Origin of the sequence: Duganella sp. OV510 (assembly GCF_900100205.1) — a bacterium.
Taxonomy (GTDB): Bacteria; Pseudomonadota; Gammaproteobacteria; order Burkholderiales; family Burkholderiaceae_D; genus Rugamonas.
Genome location: NZ_FNEQ01000004.1, coordinates 232,354 through 247,797, shown reverse-complemented (window position 1 = coordinate 247,797; position 15,444 = coordinate 232,354). Strand labels below are relative to the sequence as shown.

General features: G+C 60.3%; 19 protein-coding genes and 1 tRNA gene. 7 read left to right on the top strand and 13 right to left on the bottom strand.

Translation table 11 applies throughout. The features are described 5' to 3' along the window. Positions 1-106 precede the first annotated feature (106 nt). From BLS51_RS13400 to petA, 8 genes are all read right to left on the bottom strand, one after another. The gene (locus BLS51_RS13400) at positions 107-649 is read right to left on the bottom strand and encodes a DUF3800 domain-containing protein (protein ID WP_229207703.1); all 543 of its coding nucleotides are present in this window, start codon (positions 647-649) and stop codon (positions 107-109) included. Between the two features lie 34 nt (positions 650-683). After that, entirely contained in the window at positions 684-887 is a 204-nt protein-coding gene (locus tag BLS51_RS30215; RefSeq protein ID WP_229207695.1) for a DUF3800 domain-containing protein, read from the bottom strand. A gap of 149 nt (positions 888-1,036) precedes the next feature. Further along, a tRNA-Thr gene (locus tag BLS51_RS13395) sits at positions 1,037-1,112 on the bottom strand. A 26-nt stretch (positions 1,113-1,138) separates the two neighbouring features. Beyond that, on the bottom strand, positions 1,139-1,612 hold the full coding sequence (locus BLS51_RS13390) for a ClpXP protease specificity-enhancing factor (RefSeq protein WP_090189305.1): 474 nt from the start codon (positions 1,610-1,612) through the stop codon (positions 1,139-1,141). Between the two features lie 89 nt (positions 1,613-1,701). Beyond that, positions 1,702-2,313 (bottom strand): glutathione S-transferase N-terminal domain-containing protein, encoded by a 612-nt coding sequence (locus tag BLS51_RS13385; protein ID WP_072788101.1) that lies wholly within the window; start codon positions 2,311-2,313, stop codon positions 1,702-1,704. 112 nt (positions 2,314-2,425) lie between these two features. Continuing rightward, positions 2,426-3,190, bottom strand: coding sequence for a cytochrome c1 (locus BLS51_RS13380; protein WP_090189120.1), 765 nt, complete (start codon positions 3,188-3,190; stop codon positions 2,426-2,428). 21 nt (positions 3,191-3,211) lie between these two features. Beyond that, a complete protein-coding gene (locus BLS51_RS13375) occupies positions 3,212-4,624 on the bottom strand; it encodes a cytochrome b (RefSeq protein WP_090189122.1) in 1,413 nt (470 codons plus the stop codon). 1 nt (position 4,625) lies between these two features. Further along, positions 4,626-5,234 carry a ubiquinol-cytochrome c reductase iron-sulfur subunit gene (gene petA, locus BLS51_RS13370; protein ID WP_090189124.1) on the bottom strand — a complete coding sequence of 203 codons (609 nt, stop codon included), beginning with the start codon at positions 5,232-5,234 and terminating at the stop codon, positions 4,626-4,628. A 345-nt stretch (positions 5,235-5,579) separates the two neighbouring features. On the opposite strand from petA, the gene mscL reads away from it, so the two are divergent. From mscL to BLS51_RS13355, 3 genes are read left to right on the top strand one after another with little or no spacing between them, the layout of a single operon-like run. Further along, positions 5,580-6,017 carry a large conductance mechanosensitive channel protein MscL gene (mscL, locus tag BLS51_RS13365; RefSeq protein ID WP_090189125.1) on the top strand — a complete coding sequence of 146 codons (438 nt, stop codon included), beginning with the start codon at positions 5,580-5,582 and terminating at the stop codon, positions 6,015-6,017. Positions 6,018-6,053: 36 nt separating this feature from the next. Next, the gene (locus BLS51_RS13360) at positions 6,054-7,214 is read left to right on the top strand and encodes a Do family serine endopeptidase (protein ID WP_090189127.1); all 1,161 of its coding nucleotides are present in this window, start codon (positions 6,054-6,056) and stop codon (positions 7,212-7,214) included. Positions 7,215-7,222: 8 nt separating this feature from the next. Further along, on the top strand, positions 7,223-7,912 hold the full coding sequence (locus BLS51_RS13355; RefSeq protein WP_090189128.1) for a DUF2461 domain-containing protein: 690 nt from the start codon (positions 7,223-7,225) through the stop codon (positions 7,910-7,912). Between the two features lie 86 nt (positions 7,913-7,998). On the opposite strand, the gene BLS51_RS13350 is transcribed toward BLS51_RS13355, so the two are convergent. The 5 genes from BLS51_RS13350 to BLS51_RS13330 all read right to left on the bottom strand — a co-directional run bounded on the left by BLS51_RS13350 (position 7,999) and on the right by BLS51_RS13330 (position 10,859). Continuing rightward, positions 7,999-9,024, bottom strand: coding sequence for an NAD(P)H-dependent glycerol-3-phosphate dehydrogenase (locus BLS51_RS13350; protein WP_090189130.1), 1,026 nt, complete (start codon positions 9,022-9,024; stop codon positions 7,999-8,001). Positions 9,025-9,065: 41 nt separating this feature from the next. Beyond that, on the bottom strand, positions 9,066-9,509 hold the full coding sequence (locus tag BLS51_RS13345) for an SH3 domain-containing protein (RefSeq protein ID WP_090189132.1): 444 nt from the start codon (positions 9,507-9,509) through the stop codon (positions 9,066-9,068). Positions 9,510-9,572: 63 nt separating this feature from the next. After that, complete coding sequence (secB, locus tag BLS51_RS13340; RefSeq protein WP_090189134.1) at positions 9,573-10,046, bottom strand: protein-export chaperone SecB; 474 nt, start codon at positions 10,044-10,046, stop codon at positions 9,573-9,575. A gap of 137 nt (positions 10,047-10,183) precedes the next feature. Next, the gene (gene grxC / locus BLS51_RS13335; RefSeq protein WP_090189136.1) at positions 10,184-10,444 is read right to left on the bottom strand and encodes a glutaredoxin 3; all 261 of its coding nucleotides are present in this window, start codon (positions 10,442-10,444) and stop codon (positions 10,184-10,186) included. A 13-nt stretch (positions 10,445-10,457) separates the two neighbouring features. After that, entirely contained in the window at positions 10,458-10,859 is a 402-nt protein-coding gene (locus tag BLS51_RS13330; RefSeq protein ID WP_090189138.1) for a rhodanese-like domain-containing protein, read from the bottom strand. Positions 10,860-10,958: 99 nt separating this feature from the next. Between BLS51_RS13330 and gpmA the strand changes: the two genes are divergently transcribed. Genes gpmA through BLS51_RS13310 form a run of 4 tightly spaced genes read left to right on the top strand, consistent with a single transcriptional unit; the run spans position 10,959 to position 15,426 of the window. Beyond that, complete coding sequence (gene gpmA / locus BLS51_RS13325) at positions 10,959-11,705, top strand: 2,3-diphosphoglycerate-dependent phosphoglycerate mutase (RefSeq protein WP_090189140.1); 747 nt, start codon at positions 10,959-10,961, stop codon at positions 11,703-11,705. Between the two features lie 40 nt (positions 11,706-11,745). Continuing rightward, the gene (locus BLS51_RS13320) at positions 11,746-13,188 is read left to right on the top strand and encodes a murein hydrolase activator EnvC family protein (RefSeq protein WP_090189307.1); all 1,443 of its coding nucleotides are present in this window, start codon (positions 11,746-11,748) and stop codon (positions 13,186-13,188) included. A gap of 15 nt (positions 13,189-13,203) precedes the next feature. Beyond that, the gene (locus BLS51_RS13315; protein ID WP_090189142.1) at positions 13,204-14,649 is read left to right on the top strand and encodes a S41 family peptidase; all 1,446 of its coding nucleotides are present in this window, start codon (positions 13,204-13,206) and stop codon (positions 14,647-14,649) included. Between the two features lie 27 nt (positions 14,650-14,676). Next, a complete protein-coding gene (locus BLS51_RS13310; RefSeq protein WP_090189144.1) occupies positions 14,677-15,426 on the top strand; it encodes a HesA/MoeB/ThiF family protein in 750 nt (249 codons plus the stop codon). Positions 15,427-15,444 lie beyond the last annotated feature (18 nt).

Below are 15,444 nucleotides of genomic sequence, written 5' to 3'. Positions count from 1 at the left end.
TTTGAGTAGTTTGTTACTATTTGGGTGTAGACAAGCGCAGGAGTTGTAGAGGTCGCCTCACGGCGGCAGCCCGAACGGGTGGGAACCTCGAACCTGGGGTCTACTTTTACTCAAGGCTCACCAATTCGGTGAGCCTTTGTTTTTCGACGTTATCGTTACACCACATCTTCAGACCGTAGCCATCCGCACGGCGGTCTCTTCGGTAAATTGTTTGTTTCAACATTTCCAAGTACCGACTTTCTACCTCACCATATTGTGTTTTGTTCACCCCGAAGAAAATGCTTGATGCCACAGCGTCTGCTAACTGCAGGCCGGCCAGCTTGTCGTGGTTTACCGCGCGTACGTTGTCACAGTTGATTGCAGGCCAGTGGATGTTGATGTCGGCGCCGGCTTGTGATTGCTTGTGAAGCACATCTAAATAAGCTTTTAGGTCGTCATAGGACATCGCGGACCTGTTCGAAAACACCAAATCTGTATTGCACGCTCCGCCCACTGCATGGTCTCTACAGACCCAACTTACCCGTTCTAGCAGCAGCCGAGTGCAGTAACGGTAGAGTTTGTGCGCCTCTTGCTGAAAATTTTCCGGATTTCTGATAGATGGCTTATGAACGAGGATATTCACCGTTCGTACAGGCAAGCCAGCCACCATGCGGACGTATGGAACCCGCTGCTCGTGCTTTAATTCACGGAAGTGCAATACGTACTTTATCCGGCTTCCCTAGCAGCTGCCTCACCTCACGGGCGGCCCTCACTATTTGTAAGTCGTTTGATTTTCGAATAATCGTCGCTGACAAAACGAACCACCGGGAACTGCCGCGCTCGCCCTCGAGAAATTTAAATCCTTCGTCTCCAGCCTCATCGATGTAAGCGACAAAATCAGCAGCCATTATTTCCTCAAATTATCAAATCTCTCGACAATTATAAGGCCACCCGAGGCAGGTACCTTGAATTCGGGAAAATGCCTACACAGCGCCTACATGACCCTGAAAAACAAAAAGCCCAACCTGTCAAGGTTGGGCTAAGTGCTTGATTTTACTGGTGCCGGCTGCCGGTTTCGAACTGGCCACCTGATGATTACAAATCAACTGCTCTACCAAATGAGCTAAGCCGGCGTAACTTTTACGGGGCGAATTATACGCTATTTAATACGCGTAAGGGTGGGGCGCCCGCCCTTTTTGGGGGGCTCGTTGTTGTCGTCCGGGGTGCCTGGCGTCTCGCTGGAGGCTGGCGGAACCGCCGACAATACCGGTGCGACAGGCGCTTCTTCGACCGCTTGCGGCGCTGGCGCCGACGATTCGCCCAGTTGCGGCTCGAACGCCATGCCCTGGCCGTTTTCGTTGGCGTAGATCGCCATCACGTTGTTAACGGGGATGTAGATTTCGCGCGAAACGCCGCCGAAACGGGCGTGGAAGCGGATGCTGTCGTTGTCCATCTTCAGGCCGGAGGTGGCGCCGAAGCTGATGTTGAGCACGATTTCGCCTTTTTTCACGTATTCCATCGGCACGGTGGTGCCGGCGTCGACTTTGACGGCGAGGTAGGGGGTGTAGCCGCTGTCCGTGCACCATTCGTAGAGGGCGCGCAGCAGGTAGGGCTTGGTTGAGATTTCAGGCATGGGATTCCAGACTGCGGTGAACCACGGCGCGCCGCCGGCCAAGGCCGGCAAACGCGCCGTCATACTTCGACTAAACAGCCAGCGTCCGATTAACGGCGCATGACCTTTTCCGATGGCGTCAGCGCTTCGATGTAGGCCGGACGCGAGAAGATGCGCTCGGCGTACTTCATCAGCGGCGCTGCGGTCTTCGACAGTTCGATGCCGTAGTGATCCAGACGCCACAGCAGCGGTGCTACCGCCACGTCCAGCATCGAGAACTCGTCGCCCAGCATGTATTTGTTTTTCAGGAACAGCGGCGCCAGCGTGGTCAGGCGGTCGCGGATTTCTGCGCGGGCCTTGTCGTGGCTCTTGTCGTTGCCCTTGGCGCGTTCGCTTTCCAGCGTGTGCACGTGGACGAACAGTTCTTTTTCAAAGTTGAACAGCATCAGGCGGGCACGCGCGCGCATCAGCGGGTCGGCCGGCATCAGTTGTGGGTGCGGGAAGCGCTCGTCGATGTACTCGTTGATGATGTTCGATTCGTACAGGATCAGTTCGCGCTCGACCAGAATCGGCACCTGACCATACGGATTCATGGTCGAGATATCTTCTGGCTTGTTGAACAGGTCGACATCGCGCACTTCGAAGTCCATGCCTTTTTCAAACAGGACCAAGCGGCAGCGTTGCGAGAATGGGCAGGTCGTGCCCGAGTAGAGAACCATCATGTTTATCGTTCCTTAGAAGAACAAAAGGGGGTGGGCCGCGAACGGATCACCCCATATCGGCCCGTCAATGCGGGCTTCGCAAAACAAGCGCCGTACCAGCCGGCGCTCTCGTCTATTTCACTTCTTTCCAGAACGACGCATTCAAGCGCCATGCCAGGAAGGCAAACACAGCCATAAACAACACGACTATGGCACCCAGTTTTTTGCGGGTCTGCGCAGCAGGCTCCGCCATCCACTCCATGTAGCCGACCAGGTCTGCCACGGCGGTGTCAAACTCCAATTTCTTTAGTTTACCCGGAGTGACCTGCTCAAATCCAGCAAACTGATGAATCATTTTGCCGTGGGCATGCGGATCGGGCACTTCTTTCATCACCACTTTCTGTACACCTTGCAATTCCCACAAGACGTGCGGCATCGCCACATTGGGAACGACCATATTGTTCCAGCCGGTAGGGCGGGTGTCGTCCTTGTAGAAAGTGCGCAAATAAGTATACAGGTAGTCGCTACCGGTGCCGGCACCAGACGCTTTCGCGCGCTGGATCACCGACAGGTCCGGCGGTACCACGCCGAACCATGCTTTCGCATCGTTCGGTTTCATGGTGGTGGTCATCATTTCGCCGACCTTCTCACCGGTAAACAACAGATTGGCCTTGATCTGCTCCTCGCTCAAACCCAGGTCTTTCAGGCGGTTGTAGCGCATGGAGGACGCATTATGACAGTTTAAGCAGTAATTGACGAACAGTTTGGCGCCGTGCTGCAGCGCCGCCATGTTATTGGAACGGTCCGGCGCCTTGTCGAGGGCGATGCCACCCTCGTTGGCGAAGGCCAGACCTGGCAGTAATGCCACAATGGCAAGCAGGCGTTTCGGGAATTTCATGTGTTGTCCTTTTGTACTTTATTAGTGAGCGTGGAAAACCACGCGGTCCGGAACCTTCTTGAACGTGCCGGCGGCGCTCCACCAAGGCATGAACAGGAAGAAACTAAAGTACAGCAGGGTGCACACTTGCGAAACGATGGTGCGGGCATCGGTAGGCGCCAGCGTGCCGAGGTAGCCGAGCGTCAGGAACGACAGGAAGAACACGGCGTACACATATTTGTGCCAGGTCGGGCGGTAGCGGATCGACTTGACCGGCGACTTGTCCAGCCATGGCAGGAAGGCCAGGATCACCACCGAGCCGCCGAAGAACACCACGCCCCAGAATTTGGCGTCGAGGATCTGCGGCAGCATGCCGATGATGGCCACCAGCGCGATCACCGCGATGGCGATCTTGGTGGTGCGCGCCAGGCGCGATTTCAGCCAGACAAACACCACGTAGGCGGCGACGAAGAACATCAGCACCCACATGAAGTCGGCGGTGGTGGCGCGCAGTACCGAGTAGAACGCGGTGAAGTACCAGGTTGGCGCGATGTGCAGCGGGGTCTTCAGCGAATCGCCCGGCAGGAAGTTGTTATACTCCAGGAAGTAGCCGCCCATTTCCGGCGCGAAGAATACCACCGTGCTGAAGATCAGCAGGAACACCGAGACGCCGAACAGGTCGTGCACCGTGTAGTACGGATGCGATGGAATCGAGTCGACCGGGTGGCCGTCCGGGCCCAGGTTCTCTTTGACTTCGATGCCGTCCGGATTGCTCGAACCGACTTCGTGCAGCGCGATCAGGTGGGCAGCCACCAGGCCCAGCAGCACCAGCGGAATCGCGATCACGTGGAAGGCGAAGAAGCGGTTCAGCGTGGCGTCCGACACCACGTAGTCGCCGCGTATCCACAGCGACAGGTCAGGGCCGATCAGCGGAATCGCGCCGAACAGGTTGACGATCACCTGCGCGCCCCAGTACGACATCTGGCCCCATGGCAGCAGGTAGCCGAAGAAGGCTTCGGCCATCAGGCACAGGAAGATGGCGAAGCCGAACAGCCAGATCAGCTCGCGCGGCTTGCGGTACGAGCCGTACAGCAGGCCACGGGTCATGTGCAGGTAAACGATGATGAAGAAGGCCGAGGCGCCGGTCGAGTGCATATAACGCACCAGCCAGCCCCACGGCACTTCGCGCATGATGTATTCGACCGAGGCGAACGCCAGGTTGGCGTCCGGCTTGTAGTGCATGGTCAGGAAGATGCCGGTGACGATCTGCAGCACCAGCACCAGCATTGCCAGCGAGCCGAAGATGTACCAGAAGTTGAAGTTTTTCGGGGCATAGTATTTGCCCCATTGATCATTCCACAGCTTGGTCAGCGGGAAGCGGTCATCGACCCAGCCCAGGGCTTTTTGTGCAGCCGGTGCGTCGGCCGGGAATTTGGTCTCCTTGAATGCACCCATGTTATGCCTCGCCTTTCTCGTCTTTGCCGATGACCAGCTTGGTGTCGCTCAAAAACATATAGCGCGGAACCTGCAGGTTGTCCGGTGCTGGCTTGTTTTTGAAGACACGGCCAGCCATGTCGAACGTCGAGCCATGGCAAGGACAGAGGAAGCCGCCTTCCCAGTCGTCCGGCAGCGATGGCTGCGGGCCGGGAGTGAACTTCGACGAGGGCGAGCAGCCCAGATGGGTACAGATGCCGACCGCGACCAGGATTTCCGGTTTGCGCGAGCGCCATTCGTTCTGGGCGTATTCGGGCGTGAATTCTTCGGGATTGCGTTTGGATTCGGCGTCGGCCACTTTGCCGTCGGTTTTCTTCAGCGACGCGATCATTTCCGGCGTGCGCTTGATGATCCAGACGGGTTTGCCGCGCCACTCGACGGTGGTCATTTCGCCGGCGTTGAGCGTGGAGATATCCACTTCGACCGGTGCGCCGGCCGCTTTCGCGCGCTCCGACGGCTGGAAGGTACTTACCAATGCGCCGGCGGTGGCCAAGCCTACCACGCCGCCTGCGGCGCCGGTCGCGACCAATATGCCGCGACGGCCCGAATCGACCTGCTTTTCGTTACTCATACAAACCCCAATCAGTCAAAGTGCGAACAAAATCTTGCGAACTGTGTACAAACCTGAATGCTGAAAACTTGGATAGCACGAAATCGAGCCACCTTACCTTATAAGGTATGCACGATGCAACTCTTTACACCAACGTTGCCCGGTTCCCAAGTTTGTCCAGGTTTACACCGTTCCCGGTGCGATGATAGAGGCTGGGGCGATGAGCAGAAATTGATGTAGGTCAATTTATATCGTAATTCGGCTTGTAAATGCGTAAACAACAAGGGTGTTTGGAATCCAATTGAAAAAATAGTATGATCCAAGCGCAGTTTTGTTCACAATTGACCACACAGCGAGGGTAAAAATATGGCAATGATGAAGGAATTTAAAGAATTCGCGATGAAGGGCAATGTGGTCGATCTGGCGGTTGGCGTCATCATCGGCGGCGCCTTCGGCAAGATCGTCGATTCGCTGGTGGCCGACATCATCATGCCGCCGATCGGCAAGCTGTTTGGCGGCCTGGACTTCGCCAACTACTACCTTCCGCTGAATGGCCAGGCGCCCAATCTGAGCCTGCTGGAAGCCAAAAAACTGGGTGCCGTGTTCGCTTACGGGAATTTTGCTACTATCCTGCTGAACTTTATCATCCTGGCGTTTGTGATCTTCCAGATGGTGCGGCTGATGAACAAGGCGCGCACGCTGGGTCACAAGCAGGAAGAGGCCGCTGCCGCGTCGGCGCCGCCACCGCCACCACCGGAAGATATTGTGCTGCTGCGCGAAATTCGCGATTCCCTGAAAAAATAATTGAAAGCCGCCTCACGAGCGGCAGGCTGGACTGCGATGCGACGACTCTGGTTATTGTTTGCGCAAACGGTGACCGTCGTATTGGCACTGTATTTTGTTTACAAGGCGGTGGGCGGCGAGCGTCCGGCGCCGGTGCGGGTGCAGCAAATGGGCAGCACCGACCATCCGGCGGCAATGCTGGAGGCCGGACCGTCGAAGCCGCCGGTGACGGCTGGCGGTTCTTATCGCGCGGCGGCGTCGCGCGCCATGCCGGCGGTGGTCAACATCATCACCAGCAAGCTGACCAAGCGCAAAAAGCATCCGCTGCTGCGCGATCCCTTCTTCAAGAAATTCTTCGGCGAGCGCGAGGACAGCGACGATGACGAGTCCAGCCTCGGCTCGGGCGTGATCGTCTCGGCGCAGGGCTACATCCTGACCAACAACCACGTGGTGGAGGCTGCCGATGAAATCGAGGTGGTGCTGCCGGATGGCCGCAAGGCTGCCGCCAAGCTGGTCGGTTCCGATCCGGAGACCGACCTGGCGGTGATCAAGATCTCGCTGGACAAGCTGCCGGTGATCGTGCTGGGCCAGGCCGAGCAGGCGCAAGTCGGCGATGTGGTGCTGGCGATCGGCAACCCGTTTGGCGTCGGCCAGACGGTGACCATGGGCATCATCTCCGCGCTGGGGCGCAACAATCTGCACATCAACCATTTCGAGAACTTTATCCAGACCGACGCTGCCATCAACTTCGGCAACTCGGGCGGCGCGCTGGTGGATGTCAGCGGCAACCTGCTGGGCATCAACTCGGCGATTTATTCGCAGAGCGGCGGTTCGGTGGGTATTGGCTTTGCCATCCCGGTATCGACCGCGAAAAACGTGATGGAAGCCATCATCAAGACCGGCCACGTGGTGCGCGGCTGGATCGGCGTCGAAAGCCAGGAAATCACGCCCGAGCTGGCGGCCAGCTTCGGCCTGCAGCGCCAGAGCGGCGCCATCATCGCCGGCGTGGTGCGTCATGGGCCGGCCGACAAGGGCGGCGTCAAGCCGGGCGACATCCTGCTGACGGTAGACGGCAAGCCGGTGGCCGACACCAACAGCATGCTGAATCTCATCGCCCAGCTGACGCCGGGCGAAAAAGCTAAAATGACGGTCCTGCGTAAAAACAAGGAAACCACGCTGGACGTCACGGTCGGCAAGCGGCCGGCCAATCAGAAATAAGGAACACAATGCATCTGCGCGACCTGACCCAATACCTGCGTGAGCTGGAAGAAAACAACAACCGTCCGTGGTTCATCATGAACAAGCCGCGCTACGACATCCTGCGCGAAGAATTCCTGCAGGTGGTGACGCAGATGATTGCTGAACTGGGCAAGTTTGATGCACAAGTCAAGTTCAGCAATCCGAAGAAAGCGATGTTCCGCATCAACCGCGACGTGCGTTTTGCGCATGACAAGCGGCCGTACAAGACGCGCTTCTCGGCCGCAGTGGCGCCGAACGACATGCGCCGCCCGAGCAAGGCCGGCGGCCCGACCTACTACATGCAGATCGACGGCACCGGCAAGATGCTGTTTGGCGCCGGCGAATACATGCCGCCGCCGCACCGCCTGAAAGCGCTGCGCCAGCACATGGTCGAGGACGCGGCCGGCTTCCGCAAGGTACTGAAGAACAAGAAACTGGTGGCCACTTACGGCGACATCCAGAACGAAGGCAAGCTGATGCGCCCGCCGAAAGGTTTCGACCCGGAGCACGAGCACATCGAATACATCAAGCTGAAGAGTTTCTTCATCTGGACTGAGATCGAGCTGCCGCTGAATCAGCCGGAAAAGCTGGCCCCTCTCCTGGCTGCCGGCCTGAAAGACGCCTACCCGCTAGTCCAGTGGATGCGCGAAGCCAAATCGGAAGAGCCCGAAGCATAAAACCGGGGTCAGTTCTGCCAAACGTACACGGGCTCAACAGCTTTGCTGTTGAGCCCGTGTACGTTTGGCAGAACTGACCCCGGAGTTTATTCGCCGCGCGGGTCGCGGGAGAGGAGGCGGGCGACCATTGCTTGCGGTTGGTCGCCGTCGAATAGCACGCCAGCGACGGCGTTGGTGATCGGCATTTCGACGCCCAGCTTGGCGGCCAGCTCGCGCACGGCTTTGGCGCACGGTACGCCTTCGGCGACGTGACCCAGCTCTTGGACGATGACGTCCAGCGGCTTGCCTTGCGCCAGGCCGAGACCGACCCGGCGGTTGCGCGACAGGTCGCCGGTGCAGGTCAGGATCAGGTCGCCCATGCCGGTCAGGCCCATGAAGGTTTCGTTTTTGCCGCCCAGGGCCACGCCCAGGCGGGTGATTTCGGCCAGGCCGCGCGTGATCAGCGCGGCGCGCGCGTTAAGGCCGAGGCCAAGGCCGTCGGCGGCGCCGGTGGCGATAGCCAGCACGTTTTTCACCGCGCCGCCGACTTCCACGCCAACCAGGTCTTCGCTCGAATAGACACGCATATTGCCGCCGTGCGCGGTCTCCACCACGCAGGCGCGCAGTTCGGCCGAGCTGGAGGCGATCGCCAGCGCGCACGGCAGGCCCTTGGCCACTTCCTGCGCGAACGAGGGGCCGGACAGCGCACCGCCCGCCACCGCGTCGCCCAGCACTTCCCGCACGATCTGGTGCGGCAACAGGCCGGTGTCGTATTCAAAGCCCTTGCACAGCCACACCACATTGGGAATCGCGCGACCCTTCAACTGCCCCAGCAGCGGACGCAGGCCGGCCACCGGGCAGGCGGCGATCAGCAGGCTGCCCGGCTCGGCGACGTGGGCCAGCGCGGCGTCGAAATCGGCGGCCACTTGCAGGCGTTCGGGGAAGCGGTAGCCGGGCAGGTAGCTGCTTTCGCGCTCGGTGCGCATGGTCTCCAGCGCGGCGGCGTTGCGCCCCCACAGCAGCACGTCGTGGCGCTGCGCCAGCGCCATGGCCACGGCCGTGCCCCAGGCGCCTGCGCCGAGCACGCTCACCTTGCGGACGCTGTCCGCACGTTTGCTAGTCTTTTCTTGCATGGGATCTCATTCGGCGCGCAGGGAGGGCGCCGCTACGGCAATTATATGCCCCAGACTTCGGTTTGTTTGACGAAACCGACCAGGCCGTCACGGTGACGGACCTTGACCCAGCCGCCAGCCACCGATTCGCTCAGCTCCAGCAGCACGCCCTTGTCGGCGGTGAACACTGCGGTGGCGGCATCATCCGGCGTGGCGCGGATTTTCAGATTGGGTGCTTTGACGATGACGTTGCGCTTGGCGCTCAGGCCCTTGGCCTCGGTCCACGCCAGCTCGCCGTTGACGTCGCGTACTTTCAGCCATTCGCCATAAGCCAGCACCACTTCCAGCGGGGCGCCGCGCGGCACGACAAACAGTTTGCCCCCCTTGGTGGACGGCGCGTCGTACAGGATCACCGGCGCGGTGCCGACCGTTTTGAAGTCGTATGCCTGGCTGCCGGCAGCGGCCAGCGTCATGGTCAGAGCAGCGATCAAACGGGGAAATGTCATGGTATTACCTTGAGAGGATGAAACTGCCGCCGGACAGGCGCCCGGCGGCGATCAGGCAACTGCTTAGTGGGTCGCGTCAGCGGCTGGGGCAGCGGCAGCTGCTTCAGCGATCGCTTGTTGACGCTGCTGGTAGAACACTTCGAAGTTGATTTCCGCCAGGTGCACTGGCGGGAAACCGGCGCGGGTGATCACGTCAGCAATGTTCGAACGCAGGTATGGGTAAACGATGTTCGGGCAGCCGATGCCCAGCAGTGGGTCCAGCTGGTCTTCTGGAATGTTGCGGGCTTCAAAGATGCCAGCTTGCTTGCCTTCTACCAGGAACGCTACTTTGTCTTTGACTTTGGCGGTCACGGTGATGGTCACGGTCGATTCGAAGATGCCGTCAGCCAGTGGCTCGGCGCCAACGTCCAGCGCTACTTCGATGGTCGGTGCTTCCTGTTCCAGGAAGATCGCCGGCGAATTAGGTTGCTCCAGCGACAGGTCTTTCAGGTAGACGCGTTGGATTTGGAATACTGGTTGCAGATTTTCTTCAGACATGGAACGCTTTCGTTGTAGTTTCAATGATGTTTGCTTGGCATGGCGAGAAGACAGCGCAAATCAAACGCGAGGGCAATTGTATCAAAACCATTATGAAATTAAAGGTTTTACCGCCCCGCGTTGTATTATGAGGTCCGTTAGCCATTTAACAAGGGAGACAGCCCGCCCGCTTGATCCAGCGCATACAAGTCGTCGAAACCGCCGACGTGGGTTTCCCCAATGTAAATTTGCGGCACGGTGCGGCGGCCCGTCTTTTGCATCATGGTCATGCGTTGCTCCGGGTCGAGGTCGACGCGGATCTTCTTCAAGCCGGTAACGCCCTTGGATTCCAGCAGGCGCTCGGCGCGGATGCAGTATGGGCAGACAGCGGTGGTGTACATAATCACTTCGGCAGTCATGTTGACCTCCTGTTTATTTGGCCAGTGGCAGGCCGGCTTTTTGCCATGCGGCAACGCCACCTTCCAGATTGACCACATCGGCGAAGCCCGCCTTGCCCAGCTTGGCAGCAGCGGACGAAGCGCGCGCATCGCTCTTGCCGACCACGATCAGGCTACGGCTTTTGAACTTGTCCAGTTCGCCGATACGCTTGTCGAGTTCCGCCAGCGGGATGTTTCGGGCTTCAGGCAGGTGGCCTTCAGCATACTCCTTGGCATCGCGTACATCCAAGATGGTGGCTTTACCGCGATTTATCAACATGGTGATATCTTGCGGGCTGCCGCGTTTGCCGCGCACTGTCAGCGACGGCCACAGCAGGGCGCCAGCGGAAACCAGCACGATGGCGATCAGAAAAATGTTATCAATGAAGAATTTCACAGGAATCCAATGGTTGAACTTAATCCGCGCATTATAAAATAGAAGCTGTTAGAAGTTCTTACTACCGGTTTTCCAACTTTTCCTGAAAAGATAGGCTATATGTACAAAATCGTTTTCATGCGCCATGGCGAATCCACCTGGAACCTGTCGAACCGCTTCACCGGCTGGACTGACGTGGACCTGACCGACAAAGGCATCAATGAGGCCAAACAGGCCGGCAAGCTGCTGAAAGACGGCGGTTTCACCTTCGACCTGGCCTACACCTCGGTGCTGAAGCGTGCCGTGCGCACGCTGTGGCTGGCGCTGGACGAGATGGATGCGATGTACCTGCCGATCAAGAACGACTGGCGCCTGAACGAACGCCACTACGGCGCGCTGCAAGGCCTGGACAAGGGCGAGACCGCCGCCAAGTACGGCGACGAGCAAGTGCTGGTTTGGCGCCGCAGCTATGACACGCCGCCGCCGGCGCTGGAAGCCACCGACGAGCGCGCCTCGTTCAACGATCCGCGCTACGCCGGCCTGTCGAAACAGCAGATTCCGCTGACCGAATGCCTGAAAGACACCGTCGCCCGCGTGGTGCCGGTATGGGACGAGGAAATCGCCCCGGCCATCAAGGCTGGCAAGAAAATCATCATTTCGGCCCACGGCAACAGCCTGCGCGCGCTGATCAAGATGCTGGACGGCATCAGCGACAGCGACATCGTCGGCCTGAACATTCCTAACGGCACGCCGCTGGTCTACGAGCTGGACGAGAACCTGAAACCGATCCGTCACTACTACCTCGGTGACGCCGATGCCATCGCTGCCGCGCAAGCGGCTGTCGCCAACCAGGGCAAGGCCAAGTAATTTGTCTTCTTTGCACCGCCACGTAGCAGCCTTGCTGCTGATGCTGTCGCTCGGCGCCGCGCCTGTTTCATCGGCGGCGCCGTTCGGCAAGACCACCGAGCGCAGCAAGCAGAAAGCGGCGGCCGAGGCCGAGCGCGCCGGCTTGCAGCAAAAACTGTCGACGCTGAAGAAGGACATCAGCAAGACCGAAAGCGCCAAGGACGACGCGGCCGACACGCTGGCCGAGTCCGAACAGGCGATTTCCGACGCCAACCGCGCGCTGCGCGACCTGCAACAGGAGCAGGGCGACACCAACGTCAAGCTGACGCAGCTGTCGTCCGAGCACGACCGGTTGGCCGCCACGGTCGAGCAGCAGAAGCAGCAGCTGTCCAAGCTGCTGCGCGAACAGTACGTGGCGGGCAATGAAGACCGCATCAAGCTGCTGTTGTCCGGCGACAATCCCAACCGCATCAACCGCGAGCTGCAAATGCTGGCCTACGTCTCGCAGGCGCAGGCGCGGCTGCTGGAGTCGCTGCGCAGCAACCTGAAGGCCGTCGAGGTCAACCAGGAGGCGGCGCAGAACGCCAAGGATGAGCTGGAAGAGATCGCCCAGGAGCAATTGCAGCAGAAAACCAAACTGGAGCAGGAAAAAGGCCGCCGCGCGGCCTTGCTGTCCACCTTGTCGAAGAAACTGGTGGCCCAGCGCAAGGAAGCGGGCAACCTGGAAAAAGACGAGCAGCGCATGGCTGGCCTGGTCGACAAGCTGAACAAGTTGATCGCCGAACAGGCCGCTGCTGCTGCTGCCGAGAAGAAACGCCAGGAACAGCTGGCAGCCGCCCGCGCCGCCAAGGCCAAGGCGGATGCCGAGGCGCGCGCACTGGCCAAAGCCAGGGCCGCTGCCGAAGCCGAGCGCAAGCGCCTGGCCAACAACAGCAAGTCCGGCACCATCAAGCCGGCACAGCCGAATCCGGCACGACCGAATCCTGCCGACGCCATCGACGCCGACGAGCCGAAAGTGGCCGCCGTCCGTCCAGCGCCGGCACCGGCAGAGGACACGCCGCCGCCGGCCAAGGCGGCCGACATCGCGCTGGCGCCCGCCGCGCCGGCCGGTGCTTTTGCCGCGCTGAAAGGCCAGCTGCGGGCGCCGGTCAGCGGCAAGGTGGCTGCCAAGTTCGGCTCCAAGCGCGGCGACGGCCCGAGCTGGAAGGGCGTCTTCATCCGCACCAGCGAGGGCGCCGACGTGCACTCGGTGGCCGGCGGGCGCGTGGTGTTTGCCGACTGGCTGCGTGGCTTCGGCAACCTGATCATCGTCGACCACGGCGGCCAGTACATGAGCATTTACGGCAATAACCAGTCGCTGCTGAAGCGGGCCGGCGACATCGTCAAGGCCGGCGATGCCATCGCCAGCGCAGGTAACAGCGGCGGCAACGAGGAATCGGGGCTATACTTTGAGCTGCGCCATCAGGGCGCGGCATTCGATCCGGCTGGCTGGGTCAAGTTTTAAGGTTCGCGGAAAAACATGGGCAACAAAGTCAAGAGCATCGGCCTGATCGGCCTCGGTATGGTGGCGGGTGTTGCCGCCTCTTTCCAGTTTTCCGCCATCGCGCAAAAAGTCACGGCCGCGCCGCTGCCGCTGGAAGAATTGCGCCAGCTGTCAGACGTGTTTGGCCTGATCAAGACCGATTACGTGGAAAACGTCGACGACAAGAAGCTGCTGACGGAAGCCATTTCCGGCATGGTGTCGTCGCTGGACCCGCACTCGGTCTACCTGGACAAGAAAGCCTTCCGCGAAATGCGCGAGACGGTGGCCGGCAAGTTTGTCGGCATCGGCGTCGAGGTCGGCCTGGAAGACGGCTATATCAAAGTTGTTTCGCCGATCGAGGATACGCCTGCCTTCAAGGCCGGCATCAAGGCTGGCGACCTGATTACCCGCATCGACGGTACGCTGATCAAGGGCATGTCGCTGGATGAATCGGTGAAGAAGATGCGCGGCGAGCCACGCTCCAAGGTCAGCGTCACCATCAGCCGCAAGGAAGAGGACAAGCCGCTGGTGTTCAACATCACGCGCGAGGAAATCCGCATCCAGAGCGTCAAGGCCAAGATCGTCGAGCCGGGCTATGCGTGGGTGCGCATTGCGCAGTTCCAGGAACCGACCGTCGACGACATGGCGAAGAAGATCGCCGCGCTGTACCAGCAAGACCCGCACATCAAGGGCCTGGTGCTGGACCTGCGCAATGATCCGGGCGGCGTGGTGCCGGGCGCGATCGGCGTCTCTGCGGCCTTCCTGCCGAAAGACCAGGTCATCGTGTCGACCAACGGCCAACTGCAAACGTCCAAGGAAACCTTCTACGGCCGCCAGGAATTCTACGCGCCGCGCGCCAAGGTCGATCCGCTGGCCAAGCTGCCGCCCGCATTGAAGGATGTGCCGATGGTGGTACTGGTGAACGCCGGTTCCGCCTCGGCGTCGGAAATCGTCGCCGGCGCGCTGCAGGACTACAAGCGCGCCACCATCATGGGCCAGCAGACCTTCGGCAAGGGCTCGGTGCAGACCTTGCGCCAGCTGACCGCCGATACCGCCGTCAAGCTGACCACCGCCCGTTACTACACGCCGAAGAACCGCGCCATCCAGGCGCGCGGCATCACGCCCGACCTGCTGGTCGATGAAACCGCCGAGGGCGATGGCCTGAACGGCCTGCGCGTGCGCGAGGCGGACCTGCAAAAACACCTGGGCAACGACAAGGAGCCGGAAGGCGAAGCCAAACGCGATGTGCTGGAAGATGAACAACGCATCGCCGCGCTGTCGAAGAAATACAAGCCGGTGGAATTCGGCTCCAAGGACGACTTCCAGCTGGCGCAGGCGCTGAATCATTTCAAGGGCCTGCCGGTCAAGCAGTCGAAGTCGGAGCCGAAACCCGCCAACGACGTCGGCGAGAGCAAGCCCGATACGCCGCCCAACACCAAATAACGCACTGCGCGACGCCGCATAGAGAAGATGGACGACTCACAACTGCTGCGCTACTCGCGCCACATCCTGCTGGACGAAATTGGCATCGAGGGCCAGCAAAAGCTGCTGGCCGCGCATGCGCTGATCATAGGCGCCGGCGGCCTCGGCTCGCCGGCCGCCATGTACCTGGCATCGGCCGGTGTCGGCCACATCACGCTGGTCGACGACGACACGGTCGACCTGACCAACCTGCAACGCCAGATCGCCCACACCACTGCGCGCGTGGGCCAGCCCAAGGCCGAATCGGCGCGCATCACACTCCAGCAAATCAATCCCGACATCACCGTCACCGCGCTGAATGAGCGTGTCGATGACGCGCGGCTGGCGCAACTGGTGGCCGCTGCCGACGTGGTGCTGGACTGCACCGACAATTTCGCCACGCGCCATGCCGTCAACCGTGCCTGCGTCGCCGCCGGCAAGCCGCTGGTGTCCGGCGCCGTGATACGCTTCGATGGCCAGGTCAGCGTCTTCGATCCGCGCGGCGGAACGCAGCCCTGCTATTCCTGCCTGTTCCCGCAGGACCAGGCGTTTGAAGATGTGGCCTGTTCCACCATGGGCGTGTTCGCGCCGCTGGTGGGGGTGGTGGGCGCCATGCAGGCGGCCGAGGCGCTCAAGCTGTTGATGGGCGTGGGTGTCTCGCTGTCCGGGCGCCTGATGATGTTGGATGGTTTGCACATGGAGTGGACCAGCATAGGCGTCGGCCGCAACGGCGCCTGCCCGGTTTGCGCTGATCAATAAAAAAGGGAGAAACAATCT

What these genes read in the sequence shown, in the direction of transcription:
- BLS51_RS13400 (WP_229207703.1), bottom strand. Translation starts at nt 649, where the DNA reads ATGGTGGCTGGCTTGCCTGTACGAACGGTGAATATCCTCGTTCATAAG.
- BLS51_RS30215 (WP_229207695.1), bottom strand. Translation starts at nt 887, where the DNA reads ATGGCTGCTGATTTTGTCGCTTACATCGATGAGGCTGGAGACGAAGGA.
- BLS51_RS13390 (WP_090189305.1), bottom strand. Translation starts at nt 1,612, where the DNA reads ATGCCTGAAATCTCAACCAAGCCCTACCTGCTGCGCGCCCTCTACGAA.
- BLS51_RS13385 (WP_072788101.1), bottom strand. Translation starts at nt 2,313, where the DNA reads ATGATGGTTCTCTACTCGGGCACGACCTGCCCATTCTCGCAACGCTGC.
- BLS51_RS13380 (WP_090189120.1), bottom strand. Translation starts at nt 3,190, where the DNA reads ATGAAATTCCCGAAACGCCTGCTTGCCATTGTGGCATTACTGCCAGGT.
- BLS51_RS13375 (WP_090189122.1), bottom strand. Translation starts at nt 4,624, where the DNA reads ATGGGTGCATTCAAGGAGACCAAATTCCCGGCCGACGCACCGGCTGCA.
- petA (WP_090189124.1), bottom strand. Translation starts at nt 5,234, where the DNA reads ATGAGTAACGAAAAGCAGGTCGATTCGGGCCGTCGCGGCATATTGGTC.
- mscL (WP_090189125.1), top strand. Translation starts at nt 5,580, where the DNA reads ATGGCAATGATGAAGGAATTTAAAGAATTCGCGATGAAGGGCAATGTG.
- BLS51_RS13360 (WP_090189127.1), top strand. Translation starts at nt 6,054, where the DNA reads ATGCGACGACTCTGGTTATTGTTTGCGCAAACGGTGACCGTCGTATTG.
- BLS51_RS13355 (WP_090189128.1), top strand. Translation starts at nt 7,223, where the DNA reads ATGCATCTGCGCGACCTGACCCAATACCTGCGTGAGCTGGAAGAAAAC.
- BLS51_RS13350 (WP_090189130.1), bottom strand. Translation starts at nt 9,024, where the DNA reads ATGCAAGAAAAGACTAGCAAACGTGCGGACAGCGTCCGCAAGGTGAGC.
- BLS51_RS13345 (WP_090189132.1), bottom strand. Translation starts at nt 9,509, where the DNA reads ATGACATTTCCCCGTTTGATCGCTGCTCTGACCATGACGCTGGCCGCT.
- secB (WP_090189134.1), bottom strand. Translation starts at nt 10,046, where the DNA reads ATGTCTGAAGAAAATCTGCAACCAGTATTCCAAATCCAACGCGTCTAC.
- grxC (WP_090189136.1), bottom strand. Translation starts at nt 10,444, where the DNA reads ATGACTGCCGAAGTGATTATGTACACCACCGCTGTCTGCCCATACTGC.
- gpmA (WP_090189140.1), top strand. Translation starts at nt 10,959, where the DNA reads ATGTACAAAATCGTTTTCATGCGCCATGGCGAATCCACCTGGAACCTG.
- BLS51_RS13320 (WP_090189307.1), top strand. Translation starts at nt 11,746, where the DNA reads ATGCTGTCGCTCGGCGCCGCGCCTGTTTCATCGGCGGCGCCGTTCGGC.
- BLS51_RS13315 (WP_090189142.1), top strand. Translation starts at nt 13,204, where the DNA reads ATGGGCAACAAAGTCAAGAGCATCGGCCTGATCGGCCTCGGTATGGTG.
- BLS51_RS13310 (WP_090189144.1), top strand. Translation starts at nt 14,677, where the DNA reads ATGGACGACTCACAACTGCTGCGCTACTCGCGCCACATCCTGCTGGAC.